The following is a 20,997-nucleotide window of genomic DNA, read 5'->3' as shown; positions in this document are numbered from 1 at the left end:
CGTGAGCGATGACCGCAGGTCCGACGTGTCCGCCACCGAGCGCTGGGTCGACCTCGAGGGGGTCGTCAACATGCGCGACTCCGGAGGGCTGCCGACACGCGACGGGGGCGTGGTGCAGCCGCGCCGACTTCTCCGCTCGGACAACCTCCAGGACCTCAGCCCGGCCGACGTGCGCCACGTCGTCGACGTCCTCGGCGTGAGCGACATCGTCGACCTGCGCAGCGACACCGAGGTGAGCACCGAGGGACCCGGTCCGCTGTGGCACGTCGAGTCGCTCACCCACCACCACCACTCGCTCTTCGGCGACGGGCGGGCCGTGACGGCCGAGCAGGCCCTCGCCGTGCCCCAGCACTCGACCCGCCCCGAACGCGATGCCCAGTTCTGGTCCGAGCACTATCTCGGCTACCTCTCGACCCGGCCGGACTCGATCTCGGCCGCGCTCGACGTCGTCTCACGCAGCTCCGGCGCCACCGTGGTCCACTGCGCCGCGGGCAAGGACCGCACCGGCACCGTCGTCGCCCTCGCGCTCGACGCGGCCGGGGTCCCCCACGACGTCATCATCGAGGACTACGCCCTCACCGGCGAGCGGATCGAGCAGATCATCGCCCGGCTCATGCCCCGCGACCTCTACGGCACCGCGCTGCGGCAGCAGAGCGTCGACGACCAGCGGCCCCGTCCCGAGACGATGCAGACCATCCTCGACACGGTGCAGAGCGAGTTCGGCGGCGCCACCGGCTGGCTCACGGAGCAGGGCTGGACGACTGGCGACATCGACCGCCTCCGCGAGCGGCTCACGACGTGACGGGGGCGCTCCCGGTCCTCGGCGCGCCGGACCCCGACGAGCGTCCGCGCAACCGTCGCCGCGCGATGCGCGTGCTGCTCGTGGACCGTGAAGACCGGATCCTGCTCTTCCGCGACAGCGACCCCGGCCTCACGCCGGTCCCTGTCTTCTGGATCACCCCCGGTGGTGGTGTCGACCCCGGCGAGACCGACCTGCAGGCCGCCGTCCGAGAGGTCGCCGAGGAGACCGGCCTCGCGATCACCGAGGACGAGCTCGTCGGACCGCTCGCCGAACGCGTCGTCGTCCACGGCTACAGCGACGTCGTCACCACCCAGGACGAGCAGTTCTGGTTCGTGCGGTGCGACGGGTTCGAGGTGTCGACGGCCGGGCACACCGAGGTCGAGCTCGCGACGATGACCGCCCACCACTGGTGGACCCGGACCGAGCTCGGGGGCACGACCGAGGAGATCTGGCCGCGCGACCTGCTCGCGATCCTCGACCGGGTCACCGCCGACGACACCGCCGTCGCCGAAGCGCCGCTCGCCCTCGGGGACGTCGACGAGTCGACGGTGGCGCCGGCCTGAGGGACCGTCAGGCGGCGTCGACGGGCTCGAGCACGAAGACCGGGATGAGCCGGTCGGTCTTGGTCTGGTACTCCGCGTAGTTCGGGAACGCCGCGACACACCGCTCCCACCACGCCTCCCGCTCGGCGCCGTCGATCTCACGCGCACGGGCGATCCACGTCCGCTCACCGTCTTGGACCTCCAGCACCGGGTTCTTGCGCAGGTTGGCATACCACTTGGGGTGGTCAGGCGCCCCACCCTTGCTCGCGACCGCGGCATACACGCCGTCGTGCTCGACCCGCATGAGCGGGACCTTGCGCACCGAGCCGGTCACGCCGTTCATCGTGAGCAGCACGACCGGCCTGCCCTGGATGTCGACGGAGCCCGTGGTGCCGGTCTCCTCGATCGTCTCGACCTGCTTGCGGACCCAGGCGCTCGGGCTCGGGACGTACGTTCCGGTGATCGTGGTCATGTTCCCCACAACATCACACCGGGCCCTGCCATTTCGTCAGGCCGACTTCTTCTTGTCGCTCACGTAGATCGTGATGACGCCCTCGACGACGACGGTGCCGTCCTCGCGGATCGCCCGAACCCGCACCGGAACGTCTCCGGGCTCGGCCCAGTCGGCCGGGTCGGTATCGGCGGTGCACAGCAGGTCGGTCGTCGACTTCGCGGTGTAGGCGACCTCCATGCCCTTGGGGATCCAGCGCCGTCCGGGCGGTGTCGTCGCCTCGGCGAGCAGGCCCATGGCCGCCTCGAGCCCGTTGCACACGGCGATCGCGTGGACCGTGCCGATGTGGTTCTGCACCGCCCGCCGCTTGCGGATCGTCAGCTCGGCGTGGTTCTCGCGGACCTCACGGACCTGCGGGCGCACGGTCCAGAAGTACGGCGCCTTCTGCGCGAACAGGAACGAGAAGGCCGACCGGCCCAGGGGCAGGGAGGTGAGCGTGCGGTACAGGGCGAAGGTCTCCGGCATACGCCGATGTTACTTCCCGGTATGCCGGCCGTGCCCCCTCCGTGGTTTCCCTCACCCCGTCGCCGCGCCTGCGTCCGCAACCTCGGTCGAGAACCCGACCACCTCTGCGGACGCAAGCACCCGGCATACGGGCTGCGTCCGCAACCTCGGTCGAGAACCCGACCACCTCTGCGGACGCAAGCACCCGGCAGACGGCGCGGCTACTTCTTCTTGGGTTCGGCGGCGTCGGACGACAGGGCGGCGATGAAGGCCTCCGGCGGGACCTCGACGGTGCCGATGTTCTTCATCCGCTTCTTGCCGGCCTTCTGCTTCTCGAGCAGCTTGCGCTTGCGGCTGATGTCACCGCCGTAGCACTTGGCGAGGACGTCCTTGCGGATGGCGCGGATGTTCTCGCGGGCGATGACCCGAGCGCCGATGGCGGCCTGGATCGGCACCTCGAACTGCTGGCGCGGGATGAGCTCCTTGAGCTTGCCGGCCATGAGGTTGCCGTAGGCGTACGCCTTGTCCTTGTGGACGATCGAGCTGAAGGCGTCGACGTTCTCGCCCTGGAGCAGGATGTCGACCTTGACGAGGTCGGCCGCCTGGTCACCGGACTCCTGGTAGTCGAGCGAGGCGTAGCCGCGGGTCCGCGACTTCAGCTGGTCGAAGAAGTCGAAGACGATCTCGGCGAGGGGCAGCGTGTAGCGCATCTCCACGCGTTCCTCGGACAGGTAGTCCATGCCGAGCAGCTGGCCGCGCTTGCCCTGGCAGAGCTCCATGATGGCGCCGATGAACTCGCTCGGCGCGAGGATGGTGGCCTTGACGACCGGCTCTCGCACCTCCGCGACCTTGCCGTAGGGGAACTCGCTCGGGTTGGTCACCTCGATGTGCGTGCCGTCGTCCATCGTGACGTCGTAGACGACGTTGGGCTGGGTCGAGATGAGGTCGAGGTCGAACTCGCGCTCGAGCCGCTCGCGGACGATCTCGAGGTGGAGCAGACCGAGGAAGCCGCACCGGAAGCCGAAGCCCAGGGCCGCCGACGTCTCGGGCTCGTAGACGAGGGCCGCGTCGTTGAGCTTGAGCTTGTCGAGGGCGTCGCGCAGGACAGGGTAGTCCGAGCCGTCGATCGGGTAGAGACCGGAGAAGACCATCGGCTTGGGGTCGCGGTAGCCGCCGAGGTCGGTCGCGGCGGGCTTGCGCTCGTTGGTGACGGTGTCACCGACACGGGACTGGCGCACGTCCTTGACCCCGGTGATGAGGTAGCCGACCTCGCCGACGCCGAGTCCCTTGCCCGGCATCGGCTCGGGGCTGATGACGCCGATCTCGAGCAGCTCGTGCGAGGCCCGCGTCGACATCATGATGATCTTCTCGCGCGGGTTGAGGTTGCCGTCGACGACGCGGACGTAGGTGACGACCCCGCGGTAGGTGTCGTAGACCGAGTCGAAGATCATCGCGCGCGCGGGGGCGTCGGGGTCGCCGACGGGCGCCGGGATCTGCCGGACGATCTCGTCGAGCAGCGGCTCGACGCCGACGCCGGTCTTGCCGGAGACGCGGAAGCAGTCCTCGGGCTCGCAGCCGATGAGGCCCGCGAGCTCCTCGGCGTACTTCTCGGGCTGCGCGGCCGGCAGGTCGATCTTGTTGAGCACCGGGATGATCGTGAGCTCGTTCTCCATCGCGAGGTAGAGGTTGGCGAGCGTCTGCGCCTCGATCCCCTGCGCGGCGTCGACGAGGAGCACGGCGCCCTCGCAGGCGGCGAGCGAGCGCGAGACCTCGTAGGTGAAGTCGACGTGGCCCGGGGTGTCGATCATGTTGAGGATGTGGCTCACCGGCTTGCCCGTCTCGCCGGCGACCTCCCACGGCATGCGGACGGCCTGGCTCTTGATCGTGATGCCGCGCTCGCGCTCGATGTCCATGCGGTCGAGGTACTGCGCACGCATCGCCCGCTCGTCGACGACACCGGTGATCTGGAGCATCCGGTCGGCGAGGGTGGACTTGCCGTGGTCGATGTGGGCGATGATGCAGAAGTTGCGGATCGCCTCCGGCGGCGTGGCGTGCGGCTGCAGCACGGTGCGGGCGCGGGGAGACACGGTCGATAGGTCCTCGGGAAGTGCGGGCAGGGAGTCGGCACAGTCTCCCATGGCCGCGCCGTCGCGCCGAACCGCGCCGTCCTCCGCCGGCCACCTCCCGAACCGAGCCGGTATGCCGTGGTGCGCCACGGCATACCGGTGTCGCGGTCCGTGCCGCGTAGCGTGACCGGCATGGCGAGCTATCCCGGCGACTACGACGGTCCCCTCGACCCCGACTACTCCCCCGAGGCCGACGGCGAGCCGGACCCGGGCGAGGTCGTGTGGGCACACGTGCCGTACGAGGAGGACGCGAGCCGGGGCAAGGACCGCCCCGTCCTCGTCGTCGGACGCGACGGCCGGTGGCTGCTCGGGATGCAGCTCACGAGCAAGGACCACGACCGCGACGAGCAGCAGGAGGCCAGGGCCGGCCGGTACTGGGTCGACGTCGGCGTCGGTGGCTGGGACGGCAGGGGTCGCCCGTCGGAGGTCCGGGTCAACCGCGTCGTGCGGATCGACCCCGCGACCGTGCGGCGTGAGGGGGCTGTGCTCGACCGGGCGAGGTGGGACGAGGTCGTCGCCGCCCACGCGGCCCATCCCCACCCGCAGCGCGACGTCCCGGCGAAATCCGCACGACCCTCCGCGCTCGACCGTCTCGTGAACATCTTCCGCAGAGGGTAAAAGGTTCGCCAAGAACCTCTGCTCCGGTTGCGGCGGGTGCGGGCGCCGCCTTGGCTGAAGCTCCGCCCGGGCTCCCGAGCGCCGACCCAAGGAGTGCTCATGAGCAGGTTCCCCCGACGGTTCGCCGGCCTCGCGGCCGTGACCGCCCTCGCCCTCGTCCCACTGGCGGGCCAGACCGCCACCGCGAAGACCGGACCGGCGCAGCAGCGCACCCCCGCGCCCGCCACGTCGAGCGCGACCGCGGCCACCGCGGCCGTCGCGCAGACGAACGGGATGGACGTGTCGTCCCACCAGGGCAACGTCGACTGGGCCTCGTGGTGGGGGCAGGGCATGAAGTTCGCCTACGTCAAGGCGACCGAGGGGACGACCTACAAGAACCCGTACTTCGCGCAGCAGTACAACGGCTCCTACAACGTCGGCATGATCCGCGGCGCCTACCACTTCGGGCTGCCGGCCAGCTCGACGGGGACGGCCCAGGCCGACTGGTTCGTCAACAACGGCGGCGGGTGGTCGCGCGACGGCAGGACGCTGCCGGGCGTGCTCGACATCGAGTACAACCCCTACGGAGCCACCTGCTACGGGCTGACGCAGGCCGGCATGCGGAGCTGGATCTCGGCGTTCACCACCCGATACAAGGCGCGCACCGGACGCGACGCCGTGATCTACACGACGACCGACTGGTGGAGCCAGTGCACGGGCAACACGAGCAGCTTCTCGCAGACCAACCCGTTGTGGATCGCCCGCTACAGCACCTCTGCGGGGACCCTGCCCGCGGGATGGGGCTACTCCACGTTCTGGCAGTACACCGACAGCCCGCTGGACAAGAACGTCTTCAACGGCGACCTCACCCGGCTCAAGGCGCTCGCGCTGGGCTGACGCCGCCCGCACACGCACGAGGGCCCGTCACCGAGATGGTGACGGGCCCTCGTGCGTGCGGTCATCGACCGCGATGTCGCTGGCTCAGAGGCCGGCGGCCTTCTTGGCCATGGCCGACTTCTTGTTGGCCGCGTTGTTCTTGTGCAGAACGCCCTTGCTGACGGCCTTGTCGAGCTTCTTGGACGCGAGCTTGAGCGCGTCCTTGGCCTCGTCGACCTTGCCGGCGTCAGCGGCCTCGCGGAACTTGCGGACCGCGGTGCGGACGTCGGACTTGACGGCCTTGTTGCGCTCGGTCGCGACCTTGTTGGTCTTGATGCGCTTGAGCTGGGACTTGATGTTTGCCACGAAGAGATTCTTTCTGGGAGGTCGGTGGTTGCCGTGAGAGGGCGGCAGATGCGGCTCGGGACCGGGAGTGGGGACACCCTTGCTGAACCGCTCTGGATGGATCTACGTACGCGCACGACCTGAGCGCGCACGCAAGGAGCAAATCTACCAGCGGCAGGCTGGCACTGGCAAAACGCCGAAACGCCCCCGTATGCCGTGCACTCCCCCGCCGGTCAGCGGTCGCCCTCGGCCTTCTCGCGGGTGATCGTGAGGACCGCTCGCTCGACGGCGTAGACGGGGTCGCGGCCGCCGCCCTTGACCTCGAAGTCGGCGGCGGCGACGGCGCGCAACGACCGGGCCAGTGCCTCGGCGGTCCAGCCCTGGAGCGAGCGGCGGGCCTTGTCGACCTGCCACGGAGCCATCCCGAGGTCACGCGCGAGGTCGGCGGAGCGTCCACGACCGGCCGAGCCGACCTTGATGAGCTGACGCAGCTGCTGGGCGAGCACCGCGACGATCGGGACCGGGTCGACGCCCACCGCGATCGCGTGCCGGAGGAGGCGCAAGGCCTCGCCGGCGTCACCCGCGACAGCGGCGTCGGCGACCTTGAACCCGGTCGCCTCGACCTTGCCGCCGTGGTAGGTCATGACGACCTGCTCGTCGACGACGCCGGTCGTGTCGGCGATGAGCTGCTGACAGGCCGAGGCGAGCTCGCGCAGGTCCTTGCCGATGGCCTCGACGAGCGCCTGCACGGCCTCGCCCGTCGCTCGTCGCTTGGCTCGCCGGAACTCGTTCATCGCAAAGTCCGCCTTGTCGCGGTCGGTCTTGATGGCGGGGGCGTCGATGAGGCGGGCCCTGGACTTCTTGAGGGTGTCGAGGACCTTCTTGCCGCGGTTGCCGCCCTTGTGCACGACGACGAGCGTGACGTCGTCGGGTGGGGCGGCGAGGTAGGCGAGGAGGTCCTGCTGGAGCTCGTCGGTCGCCTCGTCGAGGTCGTGGACGACGACGGCCTTGTCGCCGCCGAAGAGGGACGGGCTGGCGTGCACGGTGAGCTCGCCGGGCTCGTAGGTGCTGGCGTGGAGCCGGATGACCTCGACGTCGGGCGTCCGCTCGCGCACGGACTGGAGCACCTCTGTCAGGCCCCGCTCGGCGAGGACCTGCTCGGGCCCGGCGATGAGGACGAGCGGCGGCACCCGACGCTGCACCTCGACGAGATCACTCACGGCGGTCACTCTGCCACGCGGGTGCGACGGCGACCGTTGCCCTCGGCGCAGCCGCGCCCGTCACCATGCTGCCGTCACCACCGGAGGGAAACCACGGCCCGGCATCCATCCACCTCGCGACGAGGACCGCCACGACCACGGCGACGACGACCACGACGACGCCGAGGGACCGCAGCGCGCCCCGGACCCAGGGACGGTGCGGTCGACTGCCGTCAGGGGAGCCCATGTCAGTCCAGGCTCAGGGTGGAGCCGGTGCCGGCCTCGAGACCGAGACCGGCCAGGCGCGCGGCGATGACTTCGGCGGGCAGCTCCAGCGACTCGCTCAGCTCCTCGACGTCGAGCCCGAGCTCGACCCCGTCGCGGAGCTCCTCGTCCTCCTCGTCGGTCCACGGGTGCCCCTGAGTCACGGCCGTGCGCGCGGACGGGGCCGCCGGTGGGGCGGTCGCCACCGGCCGGGTGTCGGTCGCGTCGACCTCCCCCTTGACCTCGGCGTCACCCATCGTCGTGCCCTTGACCGCGCCGGTGAGGCCGCGCAGGGCGGGGTCGGCCACGTCGAGCGGTGGCGGTGCCGTGGCGTCGAGCCGCTTGAGCGCGTTGAGGACGAGGTCGCGGTCGGACGTCGGCCAGAAGGGAGGGAGCGAACGCTGGAGGAAGCCGGCATACCGGGCACTCATCATCCGCGAGTCGAGGAAGGCGACCACGCCACGGTCGTCGCCGCGACGGATGAGCCGGCCCGCGCCCTGCGCGAGCCGCAGCGCCGCGTGGGTGGCCGAGACGGCCATGAACCCGTTGCCGCCCATCCGCGCGATCGCCTGCGAGCGTGCCGAGGCGAGCGGGTCGTCGGGCCGCGGGAACGGGATGCGGTCGATGATGACGAGCTGGCAGCTCGACCCGGGGACGTCGACGCCCTGCCAGAGGCTGAGCGTCCCGAACAGGCAGGTGCGCGGGTCGCGGGCGAACTGCCGGACGAGGGTGGAGATCTGGTCCTCGCCCTGGCAGAGGACGGCGATCTCGCCGTCGAGGTCCTTGAGCCGCTCGCGCATCTCGTCGGTCGCGGCGCGTGCGGCACGCATCGACGAGAAGAGGCCGAGCGTGCGCCCGCCGGCAGCCCGGACGAGGGTCTCGATCTCGTCCATGGTCTCGGGCGAGGCGCCGTCGCGGCCCGGTGGCGGGAGGTGCTTGGCGACGTAGGCGATGCCCTGCTGCGGGTAGTCGAAGGGGCTGCCGACGTCGAGGCCGGTCCACGTCGGCGCACCCTCGCCGCGCAGGCCGATCGTGCCGGCGACGGCGTCGAAGGTGCCGCCGAGCTCGAGGGTGGCGGAGGTGAGCACGACCGTGCGCTCCTCGAAGATCTTGTCGCGCACGAGCATCGACACGCTCATCGGCGCGACCCGCAGGACGCTGCCCCGCCGCGGGTCCTTGCTCACCCAGACGACGTCGAGCTCGCGCTCCTCGAGGACGCGGGAGGCGTTCTCGTGGAGCTCGTCGATCGCGGCCCGGGCGACCTGACGTGAGCCGTCGACCTCCTGGCCCTGGGCCGGCTTGAGCTCGGTCTGCACCTGTCGCGTCGTGTCGCGCAGCCGGGCCAGCGCGAGCGCGAGGTTGTCGGGTATGCCGGTGAGGCGGCCCTCGGGGATCTCGTCGAGGACCGACTCGAGGAACGTGCCCGCGTCGTCGACCGTCTCGCTCGAGTCCGCCTGCCGGCCAGCACGCTTGGCGGCGAGGCGGGCCATCCCGGGCGTCACTTCGTCGGTGATCGTCGCCGTGACGCGGTCGACCAGCTCGTGGGCCTCGTCGACGACGAGCACGTCGTGCTCGGGCAGCATCTGCCGGCCCTCGAACGCGTCGATCGCCATGAACGAGTGGTTGGTGACGATGACGTCGACGCTCTTGGCCGCCTCGCGGGAGCGCTCCACGAAGCACTCGGCGACCATCGGGCACTTGCTGCCGAGGCACTCGTGCGCGCTCACCGAGACCTGTCGCCACGCCCGCTCGGAGACACCGGGAACGAGCTCGTCGCGGTCGCCCGACTCGGTCTCGCCGGCCCACTCGCGCAGGCGGACGACCTCCTGGCCGAGACGGCCGGCCTGCTTGTCGACCTCGCCGACGCCGAACAGGCCCTCCTCGTCGTCGGGGAAGCCTCCCTCGAGCTTGTGGGCGCAGAGGTAGTTGCGGCGACCCTTGACGATGGCGTAGGTCGGGCGACGACCGAGCAGCGGCGCGAGCGCGTCGGCGACCCGGGGCATGTCGCGGTCGACGATCTGCGCCTGCAGGGCGAGCGTCGCGGTGGCGACGACCGCGGGCTTGCCGGCGTCGACCGCGTGCTGCACGGCCGGGACGAGGTAGGCGAGGGACTTGCCGGTGCCGGTGCCGGCCTGGACGAGGAGGTGCTCGTCGCTGTCGATCGCGTGCGCCACGGCCTTGGCCATCGACACCTGGCCGGGGCGCTCGCTGCCCTTGACCCCGCTGACGGCGGCTGCGAGGAGGTCGTCGAGGGTCGGCACCGCGTCAGCCTATGCCGTCGCACCGACGCCGCGGTCCGACCCTCCACAGCCCCGGTGCGTCGGTGAGCCGAGGGCGGGTCAGACGGCGCCGGGCTTCTGCATGAGCCCGCCGTCGGCCATGATCGTCGTCGCCGTGACGTAGGACGCGGCGTCGCTCGCTGCCCAGCACACGACCTTGCCCATCTCCGTCGGCGTCCCGATGTATCCCAGTGGCACGGCGGCCTCGAGCGCCCTGGTCTCCTCGGGGGTGTCGTCGTCGTTGATCGGGGTGTCGATGGCGCCCGGGCCGACGCCCACCACCCGGATCCGGTCCGGGCCCAGCTCGACGCCGGCGGTGCGCGTGAGCATCCGCATGCCGCCCTTGGAGATGCAGTAGGCGAGGTCGCTCGGCATGGGCCAGTCCTCGTGGGTGGAGGTGATGTTGACGACGACCCCGCCGTCGCCCTGACGCCTCATCTGCTCGGCGGCGAGCTGCGTCCCGAAGACCGCCCCCCTGAGGTTGATGCCCATGAGGAGGTCGTACTTCTCCTCGGTGAGCGTCGTGAGCGTCTCGCCGAACTCGACACCGGCGTTGTTGACCATGACGTCGAGGCGCCCGAACCTCTCGACGGCGGTGTCCACGAGACGACGGAGATCGTCGACCTTCGAGACGTCGGCCTGGCAGCCCACGGCCTCTCCCCCGGCCTTGGTGATGTCGGCGACGATCGCGTCGGTCGCCTCGGGGTCCGACACGTAGTCGATGACGACCTTGGCCCCCTGAGATGCGGCTTCGCGGACGATGCCCTCGCCGATCCCGGAGTTGCCACCGGTGACGAGAACCACCTTCCCCTCGAGCGGGCGGTGCTGTGCGACAGGCGTGCTCATGTATCCATCTCCTCGCGGAGGGTCTCGGGTGGGGTGCAGACGAGGTGGGCGACGAGGGCCGTCCAGCCGGTCTGGTGGGACGCGCCGAGGCCGACCCCGGTGTCGCCGTTGAAGTGCTCGCTGAACGTCGGGTGGACGTCCCAGAGGTCGCCGCCGGGGTACTCCCGTGGCGTGCCCGGACGTCGACCGTCCTCGCCGGGAAGGAAGAGCGAGATGAGGCGCTCGCGCAGCCCGATGGCAGCCTCCTCGAGCGCCACCTCACGCCCGGACCCGGTGGGGAACTCGACACGGACGTCGCCGTCTGCGCCGTCGGCGAGGACGAGCAACGCGTCGAGGATGAGCACGTTGGTCGGGAACCACACGGGCCCACGCCAGTTGGAGTTGCCGCCGAACATCCCGGTCGTCGACTCGCCCGGGTCGTACTCGATGTGCACCGAGGTGCCACCCGCGTCGATGTCGGCGCCGCCGCGGTAGGCCGCCGAGAGCGACCGGATCCCATGAGGCGAGAGGAACTCGCCCTCGTCGAACAGCCGCCGCAGGATCGCCTCGAGCCGGTTGCGGACCACCGGCGTGAGGCTGTTGTGGACGACCTCGCCGTCCTGGCTGTGCAGCAGGGAGTCGGTGAGGTCGGGCCGACGGTCCTGCAGCCACCGCAGCCGCGACGTGAAGTCACCGAGCTCGTCGAACGCCCACGCCGGGACGTTGGCGACGGCGATGAGGGGCAGCAGCCCGACGAGCGACCGAACGCGGACGGGCGACCCCTGGTCGTGCTCGTCGACGAGGACGTCGTAGAAGAACTCGTCCTCGTCGTCCCAGAGCGAGACGCCCTGGGTGCCGAACGTCTCCATCGCCTCGGCGATCGAGAAGAAGTGCTCGAGGAAGGTCGTCGCGAGCCCGTCCCAGGACCGGTCCACCCGGCTCAGCTCCAGTGCGATCCGCAGCATCTGCAGGCAGGTGAACGCCATCCAGCTCGTCGCGTCGGACTGCTCGAGCCGCCACCCCGACGGCACCTCGCGCGACCGGTCGAAGACGCTGATGTTGTCCATGCCGAGGAAGCCGCCCTCGAAGAGGTTGGACCCGTCGGAGTCCTTGCGGTTGAGCCACCACGAGAAGTTGAAGAGCAGCTTGGTGAACACCCGCACGAGGAAGCCGTGGTCGCGCGCGCCGTCGAGGACGTAGACCTGCCAGGCCGCCCACGCGTGGACCGGCGGGTTGACGTCACCGAACTGCCATTCGTATGCCGGCAGCTGACCGTTGGGGTGCTGGCTCCACTCGCGACACATGAGCAGCAGCTGGTTCTTGGCGAACGCAGGGTCGATGTGTGCGAGGGCGACGGTGTGGAAGGCGAGGTCCCACGCGGCGAACCACGGGTACTCCCACTCGTCCGGCATCGAGATGACGTCGGCGAGCGCGAGGTGGGTCCACGACGTGTTGCGGCCCTGCGGCTCACGGTCGCGGCGTGAGTCCGGTGGCGGCGGTCCGGCCGGGTCGCCCTCGAGCCACTCGCGCACGTCGTAGCGGTAGAGCTGCTTGCTCCAGTTGAGGCCGGCGAAGGCACGTCTGGCCACGAGACGCTCCTCGTCGCCGACGTCCTCGGGGACCACCTCGGCGTAGAACGCGTCGGCCTCCCGGCGTCGCGTCGTGACCACGTCGTCGAAGCCCTGGCCGAACGGCTCACCCCCGCGCGGGACCGCAGGCAAGTCGGAGTCGCCTCGGCTGCCCTCGGCCCAAGCGTCGTCGAGCAGCCGCAGCCGGACCCGGACGGTCTCCCCCGGCGCGACCTCGGCGAAGGAGTATCGCAGGGCCACCTTGGTGCCACGTCCATCGGTGGCGAGCAGGCTCGGGTCACCGTGGACCACGGCCCGGTCGACGGCGTCCTTGGGGTGCGCACTGCGGCTCTCGCCCTCGCCGAACACCGCCTCGACGTGCGTCTCGTTGTCGCACACGAGGACCTCGGGCGCGCCCTCCGCGTGGAGCTCGACGACCCCGAGGTGAGCGTGGGTCGCGCGGAGCGCGACGCGTCCCGGTGGCGCGTCGGCGACGACCTCGATGCCGGGTGTCCGGTCGTCCCGACCCCACGCCCACGTGTTGCGGAACCACAGCTGCGGCACGAGGTCCAGAGGCGCCGGCTCCGGTCCGTGGTTCGTGGCCTCGATCGTCATGAGGATGTCTCCGGGTGAGGCCTTGGCGTGGGTCGTGACCACGTCGAAGAACCGGTCGTCCTCGAGCACACCGGTGTCGACGAGCTGGAACTCGGGGTCGTCGTGGCCGCGCGACGCGTTCGTCTCGCGCAGGACGGCATACGGGAAGGCGGCCTGCGGGTAGCGGTAGAGGTGCTTCGCCCAGCTGTGCGTGGGGGTGGCGTCGAGGTGCCACCAGTACTCCTTGGCGTCCTCGCCGTGGTTGCCCTCGCCGTTGGTGAGGCCGAAGTAGCGCTCCTTGAGCCGGTCGTCGTGACGGTTCCACATCGCGACGGCGAGGTTGAGGAAGCCGTAGCGGTCGCAGATCCCGGCGATGCCGTCCTCGCCCCAGCGGTAGGCGCGGGCATGGGCGTGGTCGAACGGGAAGAACGACCAGGCGTCACCATCGGCGGAGTAGTCCTCGCGGACGGTCCCCCACTGACGTCCCGAGACGTAGGGACCCCAGGCGCGCCACGGGTCGCCGTCGTCGGGTGAGTGCTCGAGCCGCCCGTGCTCCTCGGTCCGTGGTCGTTCCTCGGGCTCGACCGACGTCATGCCCCCACTGTGGCACGCGGGTGCCGAGGTGGGGGCGATGGCGCCGGGCCCTCAGGCCCGGGTGGAGGCGAGCTCCTCGGCAGGCGCCGCGACGGCGGCACGGGCGTGGGCGGCATACACGCTGTCGCTCATCCGCAGGATGCGCTGGCCGAGGAAGGCGAGCGAACCCGTGCCGGCGAGCCACAGAGGGATCGCGGCGGGACCGTAGGGCACGGTGAAGCTGCCCACGACCCACGTGGCGAAGAGGAGCGGGACCCACACGCGGACGAAGCCGGCCCGCCACAGGACGACGAGGAGGGCCACCGTGCCGCCGAGGGCGAGGAGCGGGCCGGGGATCATGAACCCGACGATGACGCCCGGGATCTCGAGGACCTCGTTGGTGAGCCGCTCGGCCTCCTCGGGCGGGTACTGCGCACCGAACCACCAGTTGACCGGGTCGGTGAGCAGCAGTGCGGAGAGGTTGATCCAGCCGATCGCGGCCACTCCAGCGGCGACGTGCCCGGCGAGGACCGCCCGGCGGCGGGTGAAGTGGGCGAGGCCGAGGACGGCGACCGCCATGAGCAGGTAGCCCCAGTGGTAGAGCGCGGACTGGAGCTGCGCGAGGGCGGGGTTGTCCTGGTAGCTCACGACCTCCCGGTCGTCGCCCCAGGTCCCGGGGTCGACGAGAACGGCGACGATCATGAAGAGCGCCGAGAGGCAGAGGACGCCCCCGGTCGTCCATCGGCGGATCCGGTCGGGGTTGTTGCGGAGGTCCCGCATGGCGCACCGTCCTTTCGTGGTCGAGGTGCTGTGTCGCTCCGCAGCGTGTCCCGCCCGGCGTCCCGACCGACAGGGGCAGCGGTCCCGACGACCCGGGCAACCGGGGATGGCCCGCGCGAGGTGGGAGGATGCAGCACGATGACCTCCCACCCGCTGGCCGAGCGCGCCCTGACCTCCGTCACCACCGATCCCGACACCCTGTATGCCGTGTTCTCGGCGTGGGCGGAGGAGTCCGGGATCGCGTTGTACCCCCACCAGGACGAGGCCGTCATCGAGGTGGTGTCGGGGCGCAACGTCGTGCTGGCCACCCCCACCGGGTCCGGAAAGTCGCTGGTCGGGGTCGCGGCGCACTTCGCCGCCCTCGCCGGCGACCGTGTGTCGTTCTACACGGCGCCGATCAAGGCACTCGTCAACGAGAAGTTCTTCGCGCTGTGCGACGTCTTCGGCGCGGAGAACGTCGGGTTGCTCACCGGTGACGCCGCCGTCAACGCGGACGCGCCGATCATCTGCTGCACGGCCGAGGTGCTCGCCAACATCGCTCTGCGAGAGGGCTCCTCGGCCGACGTCGGGCTCGTCGTCATGGACGAGTTCCACTACTACGCCGACGGCCAGCGTGGCTGGGCCTGGCAGGTGCCGCTGCTCGAGCTGCCGCAGGCCCAGTTCCTTCTCATGTCGGCCACGCTCGGCGACATGAGGACGATCAGCGAGGACCTCGAGCGCCGCACGGGCCGCGAGGTCGCGCTCGTGACCACCGCCGAGCGCCCTGTCCCGCTCTCGTTCACATGGTCGCTCACGCCGCTCGCCGAGATGGTCGAGGAGATCGTCACCACCCACCAGGCGCCGGTCTACGTCGTGCACCCGACCCAGCAGCTCGCCGCCGAGCATGCTGCCTCCCTCATCACCCTCAAGCTGCTCACGCCTGAGGAGAAGACCGCCATCGCCGAGCGGCTCGCGCCGGTGCGGTTCGCCGCCGGCTTCGGCAAGACTCTGTCCGGGCTGCTGCGGCGCGGCATCGGCGTGCACCACGCCGGGCTGCTCCCCCGCTACCGACGGATCGTCGAGCAGCTCGCGCAGGCCGGACTGCTCAAGGTCATCGCCGGCACGGACACCCTCGGCGTCGGCATCAACGTCCCCATCCGCACGGTGCTGTTCACCGGGCTCGCGAAATTCGACGGGCAGCGGGACCGGGTCTTCAGGTCGCGGGAGTTCCACCAGATCGCCGGGCGTGCCGGGCGCGCCGGGTTCGACACGAGCGGGTCGGTCATCGTCCAGGCGCCGCCGCACGTCATCGAGAACGAGCGCAACATCGCCAAGGCCGGCGACGACCCCAAGAAGCTCCGCAAGGTCCAGCGCCGCAAGCCGCCCGAGGGCTCGATCGTGTGGACCGAGCAGACCTTCGACAAGCTCGTCGCGAGCGAGCCCGAGGCCCTCACGTCGAAGATGCGGATCGACAACGCAATGGTCCTCAACCTCATCGCCCGGCCGGGCGACCCCGTGGCCGCGGTGAGCCGGCTCGTCCGCGACAACCACGAGTCCCTGGTCGGTCAGGCCAAGCTGGCCCGACGGGCGATCCGGCTGGGGCGGTCGCTCCTCGACTCCGGGGTGGTCGTGCGCCTGCCCGAGCCTGCCGCCGACGGGCGCACCGTTGAGCTCACCGTGGACCTGCCCGCCGACTTCGCGCTCAACCAGCCGCTCGCACACTTCGCCCTTGCCGCGCTCGACCTCCTCGACCCCGACTCCCCCACCCACGCCCTCGACGTCGTCTCGGTCGTCGAGGCCGTCCTCGACTCGCCACGACCCGTGCTCCGCGCGCAGCAGTGGGCGGCACGGGGCGAGCGGATCGCCGAGCTCAAGGCCGAGGGTGTCGAGTACGACGAGCGCACCGCCATCGTCGAGGAGATCACCTGGCCGCGGCCGCTTCTCGACATGCTCGAGCCGGCCTACGAGACCTACCGGCAGACGCACCCGTGGCTGCCGGACGAGGCCTTGGACCCCAAGAGCATCGTGCGCGAGATGTGGGAGCAGGCGATGAGCTTCGGCGACCTCATCCGCCGCTACGGGCTCACCCGCTCCGAGGGTGTCGTGCTGCGCTACCTCTCCGACGCCTACCGGACGCTGCGCCAGACCGTGCCCGAGGTGCACCGCGGCGAGGAGCTCGACACCCTCATCGAGTGGCTGGGCGAGACGATCCGCCAGACCGACTCCTCCCTCATCGACGAGTGGGCCGCCCTCACCGACCCCGAGTCGGTGCGCAACGCGGCCGCTGCCCACGGTGATGCCCCACCCCCGCCGCGCCCGATCACGGCCAACGACAGGGCTTTTCGCGCGATGGTGCGCCAGGCCATGTGGCGACGGGTCGAGCTCGCCGAGCGTGACGACATCGAGGCGTTGGCCCGGCTCGAGGCTGACTCCGCCGCCGTGCCCGAGGACGGTCGGTCGCGTGTCATGGACCTCGACGCGTGGGACACCGCGCTGGGGGCCTACTGGGACGAGCACGGCACCATCGGCACTGACGCCGACGCCCGAGGCCCCTCGCTGCTTCAGGTCACGCCTGCGCGCGATGTCGTGCCGGGCCTCGACGACGACACCGAGCACCGCATCTGGCGGGTCCGTCAGGTGCTGGCGGACCCGGCCGACGACCGCGACTGGGTCATCGAGGCCGTGGTCGATCTCGACGCGAGTGACGCCGCCGGGGAGCTCGTCATCGCCGCCACCGCCCTGCGCCGCCTCTGAGCCATCGCGAGGACCCGGACGTTGCGAGTGATAGGGCACCCAAGTTGCTTCGGAGCGTCTCCACCGCGGGCCGGGGACCGCCGTCGGTGGGCCACTGGAGGCGTGTGATTTCCTCTCTAAATTGAACGTCCTGAACTGCCGATGAGCGCTGGCCCTCGAGCGGCGTCACACCGCCCGCATGGACGCGCTGGCCACGGCGCCCCGGTCCGCGAGTTCGTGCCGATGTCAGGGAAGCCCCGATCGTGACTGGGTGTCGGTGATCGTGAGGTCAGCCGTCGCTGATGCTGTTCGCGGCGGGCTCAGCGTGGAACGGAGCCTCGTCAAGGCGCCGACGCGCGGGCGCGTGAACTAGCGTCGCGGCATGACGTTGAACCACGTGAGACGCGGAAGTGGCAGTCCGCTGTTGCTCGTGCACGGTCTCGGCGCAGGGTGGCGATCCTGGACCCCGATCATCAACGAACTGGCCGAGCACCGTGAGGTCATCGCCGTCGACCTACCTGGGTTTGGAGAAACGCCACCCTTGACCGGCGAGGTCTCGATCGCCACCCTGACCGACTCCGTCGCGAACTTCATCCGCGAAGAGGGGCTGGACGGCCTCGCCACCGCTGGCCAGTCGATGGGCGGCCGAATGGTGCTCGAGCTGGCACGACGAGGAGTCGGCGGCGACACCGTGGCTCTGGATCCAGGCGGCTTTTGGAGCGACCGCGAACTCGCCGTCTTCGGCGCCACACTACGGCCGTCGATTGCTCTGGTCCGCGCAGTCCGAGACAGGCTGCCGTCACTGCTGGCCACCCCGGTGGGCAGGACGCTGCTTCTCGCACAGCTGTCAGCGCGACCCTGGGCGCTCTCGCCCGAGACCGTGCTGCCGGATGTGAGCGGGCTGGCCGACTCCCCATCGACCGGCGCCGCCTTGGATGCCCTGACCAAAGGCCCCAAGCAACAGGGCGCCCCGGCAGGCACAGCGCCTGGCCGGGTCACGATCGGGTGGGGGCGTCGTGACCTGGTGACCGTGCCGAGACAGGCCGCACGTGCGGCGGAGCTGTTCCCCGACGCGGTGCTGCACTGGTTCGAGCGGTGCGGCCACTTCCCACAATGGGACGCACCGCACGAAGCGACCCGCCTGATCCTGGACAGAACTGGTTGAGCCCGGCTGGTCTCCCCAGCCGACCACAGCACCTGCCGCCCACGCCTCACATCCACCGATGCGACGTGCTGATCGGGCTCGCGAGCCGAGGATGAATGGGGCGTGGCTCACCGCCGCGTCGCGTGCCAACTGAGTTCTGCCGCGGCTCGACCGGATCTGCCGCTCTACGCGCGATCGGGCGCACACTACTGCCGCCGGTCGTGCCTCTGACGGCACACCTGCGGTGCGGTCTTGACGTGGTCGATCGCTGGGCCGAGCGGCCGGTGACGAGGTTTGAGCGCAAGAGGACTGCCGCCGGCCGCGGCAACGCGAGCTGCGGTACGGACGGACAGCCAGACCGACCTGGCGCAGCGCGGATCGGGTAGGTCAGCCACCCCCAGCGATGTTGACCAGCCACGAGGTCCCGAACCGGTCGACGCACGTCCCGAACTCGTCGCCCCACGGCTGGGTGGCCAGCTCGACCGTCACGGACCCTCCGTCCGACAGCGCCTGCCAGTAGCCGCGCAGTTCCTCGGTATCGTCCCCGCTGAGGCTGACCGCGAGGTTGTTCCCGGGGCGAAACGTCTCGTCCGGCAGCATGTCGGCGGCCATCAGTGTGAGGCCAAACGCCGTTTCCAGCTGGCCGTGCATGACCTGGTCGCCAATGCCGTGGTCGTCGGTACCGAAGTCGCCGAAGTGGTTGATCGTGAGATCGCCGCCGAACACGCCCTGGTAGAACACCAGCGCGGCCGAGGCATCACCCGCGAAGCTCAGGTAGGGGTTCAGCCGAGTGGTCATGGACCGACGATAGAGGGCTCATCCCCATCGAGGGTGTGGGTTGGAGGGCTGAAGCCGCCGGCACGACGGCACCGGTCGTCCGGTTCGACGACCCGGCACGCGAGGACTGCACGAGCCGCCCGATCGTGCAGTCACGGGGAAATGTATGAGCCATCATGACGCTGTGGAGCAACCGGAGTCGCCGAAGTCGGCGTGGGTGGGCGAGCTTGCCGATGGTCCGCCTTCGAAGAAGGACCTGGCTGCGTTGGTTGAGTCCGACGGTGCGGACGACCCGGTCGAGGTCGAGTACTACGAAGCGGCTGCCGACCCACAATTCGTTCTCAATGAGACCGAGCAACGACGCTTCCGATCCCAGTTCCGCCGCCGGCTTCGCCACCTTGCTGCCCAAGCACGAAGGAAGACAGGCTCCCCCAGCTGACTCCGGGACATGCCGCGGATCGCGCGGGTGCTCTCAACGCCAATTTCCGCTCCCCGCTTGCCGGTCCCCGTCCAAAGCGTGTTCGCAGTGCAGCGGCGTGGGAGAGTCAACTTTTACCGAGGAGGTGCGCATGTCCCAGTTCGGCTTGGTGGTCCGGTTCGCGCTCAGGCCCGGCCGGGCCGAGGCCTTCGACGCACTGATGCGCGACACGGTGGCGGGTATCGCCGACAACGAGCCCCGCACATTGGCCTACGCGGTGCACACGCTCGACGGTGAGCCCGACGTCCGCATCTTCTACGAGCTCTACACCAGCGAAGAGGCCCTCGCCGAGCACGAGTCGCAGACCACGACCCGATACTTCCTGGACCGTGTCGAGGACTACGTCACGAGCATCGACGTCCAGCGACTGCGCCTGGTGACCGCAACCGGCATCGCCAACCTGACGGCCGACACCGAGCGGCCGCCACCCAGCTGATCCTGACTCGATTCCAACCCTTGCACCCCGTCGCGACGAGGAGCGACTGCGACGCCCTCAGCCGCGGGCGTCGGGGGTCAGGGTGCGGTCGTCGAGGCGGCGGGTGAGAATGATGTCGTCGCGCTCGTCGCCGGGGGCGACCCGGATGGCGCCGAGCACCCGTCCCGACTCGGTGTAGCCGCTGCCCGCATAGAACCGTGACAGCCCGCTGCCGCTGCGCACGCCCAGGGTGAGGATCTCGACCCCGGCCTCGCGCGCGACGCGATGGGTGGCGGCCATGAGGAGGCGGCCGAGGTTCTGGCCGCGACGGTCGGGATCGGTCATGACCCGGTAGACCGTGCGGGTGTGGTCGAGCAGCGGGTTCGACCCCTGCACGAGGAACGACGTGCCGACCACTCGGTCGTCGGCCGAGGAGCGGAGCAGCACGGCGACCGTGGACCCGGACGACATCGAGGTCTCGTGCTCGGTGAGGGCGGCGTCGACCCGTTCGCGCGCGGCGCCGGGGAGGAAACCCACGGACCCGCCCGCATCGTTGGTGCGCACCCAGAGGTCGAGGACCTGCTCACGCGTGGCCGCGTCGAACGCCGTCACGGCCTCGACCCGCGGCGCCTCGAACACCGTCGACGGCGGCTCATCTGGCAGGTCGTCGTGGAGCACTCTGGTGCCCACACGCTCGAATCCCGTGCCGAGCGCCGTCCGCAACGACGGGGTGTTGACCTCCTTGACGAGGGCGCGCACCGGCAGGGCGGGCAGGAACTCGAGCGCATGCGCCGCGGACGCCCGGGACATCTCCCGGCCCAGCCCGTGACCGAGCCCGGCGAAGACCAGCCGGTAGTAGAGGTTGAGGAAGACACCCTCGGTGTCCTTGAGGCCGCACACCCCGACCACCTCGCCGGTCTCCCGGTCCTGCGCCATCCAGAAGCCGAACCCGTGCTCCTCCCAGTGCGCCAGCGTCCGCTCGAGGAAGGCCGCGGCGTCGGCGTCGCTCTGCGACATCGCGTGCGGCGCGTGCCAGTACGTCCGGGCGTCCCGGTGCAGGCGCACCCACGCGTCGCGGTCCGCCTCGGTCGGCGGCCGAAGGATCAGGCGGGCGGTCTCGACGACGTTCGGGGACGGCATACCGCC

20 protein-coding genes are annotated in these 20,997 nt (G+C 70.5%); 8 read left to right on the top strand and 12 right to left on the bottom strand.

From position 1 onward, the window contains the following. Nucleotide 1: 1 nt before the first annotated feature. Entirely contained in the window at nt 2-802 is an 801-nt protein-coding gene (locus ACSQ11_RS12605; RefSeq protein ID WP_436005891.1) for a tyrosine-protein phosphatase, read from the top strand. Continuing rightward, nucleotides 799-1,365: an NUDIX hydrolase gene (locus ACSQ11_RS12600; protein ID WP_436005889.1), complete on the top strand. Its 567-nt coding sequence runs from the start codon at nt 799-801 to the stop codon at nt 1,363-1,365. The genes ACSQ11_RS12605 and ACSQ11_RS12600 overlap by 4 nt, the downstream gene beginning before the upstream one ends. Before the next feature lie 7 nt (nt 1,366-1,372). Here the strand turns inward: ACSQ11_RS12600 and ACSQ11_RS12595 are convergent, their stop codons facing one another. From ACSQ11_RS12595 to lepA, 3 genes are all read right to left on the bottom strand, one after another. Continuing rightward, nucleotides 1,373-1,816: a nitroreductase family deazaflavin-dependent oxidoreductase gene (locus ACSQ11_RS12595; RefSeq protein ID WP_436005887.1), complete on the bottom strand. Its 444-nt coding sequence runs from the start codon at nt 1,814-1,816 to the stop codon at nt 1,373-1,375. 36 nt (nt 1,817-1,852) lie between these two features. Further along, entirely contained in the window at nt 1,853-2,320 is a 468-nt protein-coding gene (locus ACSQ11_RS12590; RefSeq protein ID WP_436005885.1) for a hotdog fold domain-containing protein, read from the bottom strand. 200 nt (nt 2,321-2,520) lie between these two features. After that, nucleotides 2,521-4,386, bottom strand: a complete 1,866-nt coding sequence (lepA, locus tag ACSQ11_RS12585; protein ID WP_436005883.1) for a translation elongation factor 4 — start codon at nt 4,384-4,386, stop codon at nt 2,521-2,523. Nucleotides 4,387-4,557: 171 nt separating this feature from the next. On the opposite strand from lepA, the gene ACSQ11_RS12580 reads away from it, so the two are divergent. After that, entirely contained in the window at nt 4,558-5,043 is a 486-nt protein-coding gene (locus tag ACSQ11_RS12580) for a type II toxin-antitoxin system PemK/MazF family toxin (protein ID WP_436005881.1), read from the top strand. 99 nt (nt 5,044-5,142) lie between these two features. Next, nucleotides 5,143-5,919 carry a lysozyme gene (locus ACSQ11_RS12575; RefSeq protein ID WP_436005879.1) on the top strand — a complete coding sequence of 259 codons (777 nt, stop codon included), beginning with the start codon at nt 5,143-5,145 and terminating at the stop codon, nt 5,917-5,919. 84 nt (nt 5,920-6,003) lie between these two features. On the opposite strand, the gene rpsT is transcribed toward ACSQ11_RS12575, so the two are convergent. From rpsT to ACSQ11_RS12540, 7 genes are all read right to left on the bottom strand, one after another. Next, entirely contained in the window at nt 6,004-6,264 is a 261-nt protein-coding gene (gene rpsT / locus ACSQ11_RS12570; RefSeq protein ID WP_436005877.1) for a 30S ribosomal protein S20, read from the bottom strand. Nucleotides 6,265-6,476: 212 nt separating this feature from the next. Continuing rightward, complete coding sequence (holA, locus tag ACSQ11_RS12565; protein ID WP_436005875.1) at nt 6,477-7,472, bottom strand: DNA polymerase III subunit delta; 996 nt, start codon at nt 7,470-7,472, stop codon at nt 6,477-6,479. Then, complete coding sequence (locus tag ACSQ11_RS12560) at nt 7,456-7,689, bottom strand: hypothetical protein (protein WP_436005873.1); 234 nt, start codon at nt 7,687-7,689, stop codon at nt 7,456-7,458. Before ACSQ11_RS12560 ends, holA begins: the two co-directional genes overlap by 17 nt. A 1-nt stretch (nt 7,690) precedes the next feature. After that, entirely contained in the window at nt 7,691-9,967 is a 2,277-nt protein-coding gene (locus ACSQ11_RS12555) for an ATP-dependent DNA helicase (protein WP_436005871.1), read from the bottom strand. 78 nt (nt 9,968-10,045) lie between these two features. Then, nucleotides 10,046-10,831 (bottom strand): glucose 1-dehydrogenase, encoded by a 786-nt coding sequence (locus ACSQ11_RS12550; protein WP_436005869.1) that lies wholly within the window; start codon nt 10,829-10,831, stop codon nt 10,046-10,048. Beyond that, nucleotides 10,828-13,566: an MGH1-like glycoside hydrolase domain-containing protein gene (locus ACSQ11_RS12545; RefSeq protein ID WP_436005867.1), complete on the bottom strand. Its 2,739-nt coding sequence runs from the start codon at nt 13,564-13,566 to the stop codon at nt 10,828-10,830. Before ACSQ11_RS12545 ends, ACSQ11_RS12550 begins: the two co-directional genes overlap by 4 nt. 51 nt (nt 13,567-13,617) lie before the next feature. Continuing rightward, nucleotides 13,618-14,325 carry a hypothetical protein gene (locus ACSQ11_RS12540; RefSeq protein WP_436005865.1) on the bottom strand — a complete coding sequence of 236 codons (708 nt, stop codon included), beginning with the start codon at nt 14,323-14,325 and terminating at the stop codon, nt 13,618-13,620. Between the two features lie 138 nt (nt 14,326-14,463). On the opposite strand from ACSQ11_RS12540, the gene ACSQ11_RS12535 reads away from it, so the two are divergent. Together ACSQ11_RS12535 and ACSQ11_RS12530 are read left to right on the top strand one after the other, a co-directional pair. Continuing rightward, nucleotides 14,464-17,058 (top strand): DEAD/DEAH box helicase, encoded by a 2,595-nt coding sequence (locus ACSQ11_RS12535; protein WP_436005863.1) that lies wholly within the window; start codon nt 14,464-14,466, stop codon nt 17,056-17,058. 361 nt (nt 17,059-17,419) lie between these two features. Continuing rightward, the gene (locus ACSQ11_RS12530; RefSeq protein ID WP_436005861.1) at nt 17,420-18,202 is read left to right on the top strand and encodes an alpha/beta fold hydrolase; all 783 of its coding nucleotides are present in this window, start codon (nt 17,420-17,422) and stop codon (nt 18,200-18,202) included. Between the two features lie 366 nt (nt 18,203-18,568). Here the strand turns inward: ACSQ11_RS12530 and ACSQ11_RS12525 are convergent, their stop codons facing one another. Next, the gene (locus tag ACSQ11_RS12525) at nt 18,569-18,979 is read right to left on the bottom strand and encodes a VOC family protein (protein WP_436005859.1); all 411 of its coding nucleotides are present in this window, start codon (nt 18,977-18,979) and stop codon (nt 18,569-18,571) included. A 145-nt stretch (nt 18,980-19,124) separates the two neighbouring features. Here ACSQ11_RS12525 and ACSQ11_RS12520 point away from each other — a divergent pair, with 145 nt between their 5' ends. Beyond that, on the top strand, nt 19,125-19,397 hold the full coding sequence (locus ACSQ11_RS12520) for a hypothetical protein (protein ID WP_436005857.1): 273 nt from the start codon (nt 19,125-19,127) through the stop codon (nt 19,395-19,397). 130 nt (nt 19,398-19,527) lie between these two features. Continuing rightward, nucleotides 19,528-19,872 (top strand): putative quinol monooxygenase, encoded by a 345-nt coding sequence (locus ACSQ11_RS12515; protein WP_436005855.1) that lies wholly within the window; start codon nt 19,528-19,530, stop codon nt 19,870-19,872. Nucleotides 19,873-19,929: 57 nt separating this feature from the next. On the opposite strand, the gene ACSQ11_RS12510 is transcribed toward ACSQ11_RS12515, so the two are convergent. Continuing rightward, a complete protein-coding gene (locus tag ACSQ11_RS12510; RefSeq protein ID WP_436005853.1) occupies nt 19,930-20,991 on the bottom strand; it encodes a GNAT family N-acetyltransferase in 1,062 nt (353 codons plus the stop codon). Nucleotides 20,992-20,997 lie beyond the last annotated feature (6 nt).

The sequence above is a fragment of the Knoellia sp. LjRoot47 genome (assembly GCF_964253435.1).
Lineage (GTDB): Bacteria > Actinomycetota > Actinomycetes > Actinomycetales > Dermatophilaceae > Knoellia.
Note: the sequence above shows the minus strand (reverse complement) of the source record. Positions and strands in the feature narration are given on the sequence as shown.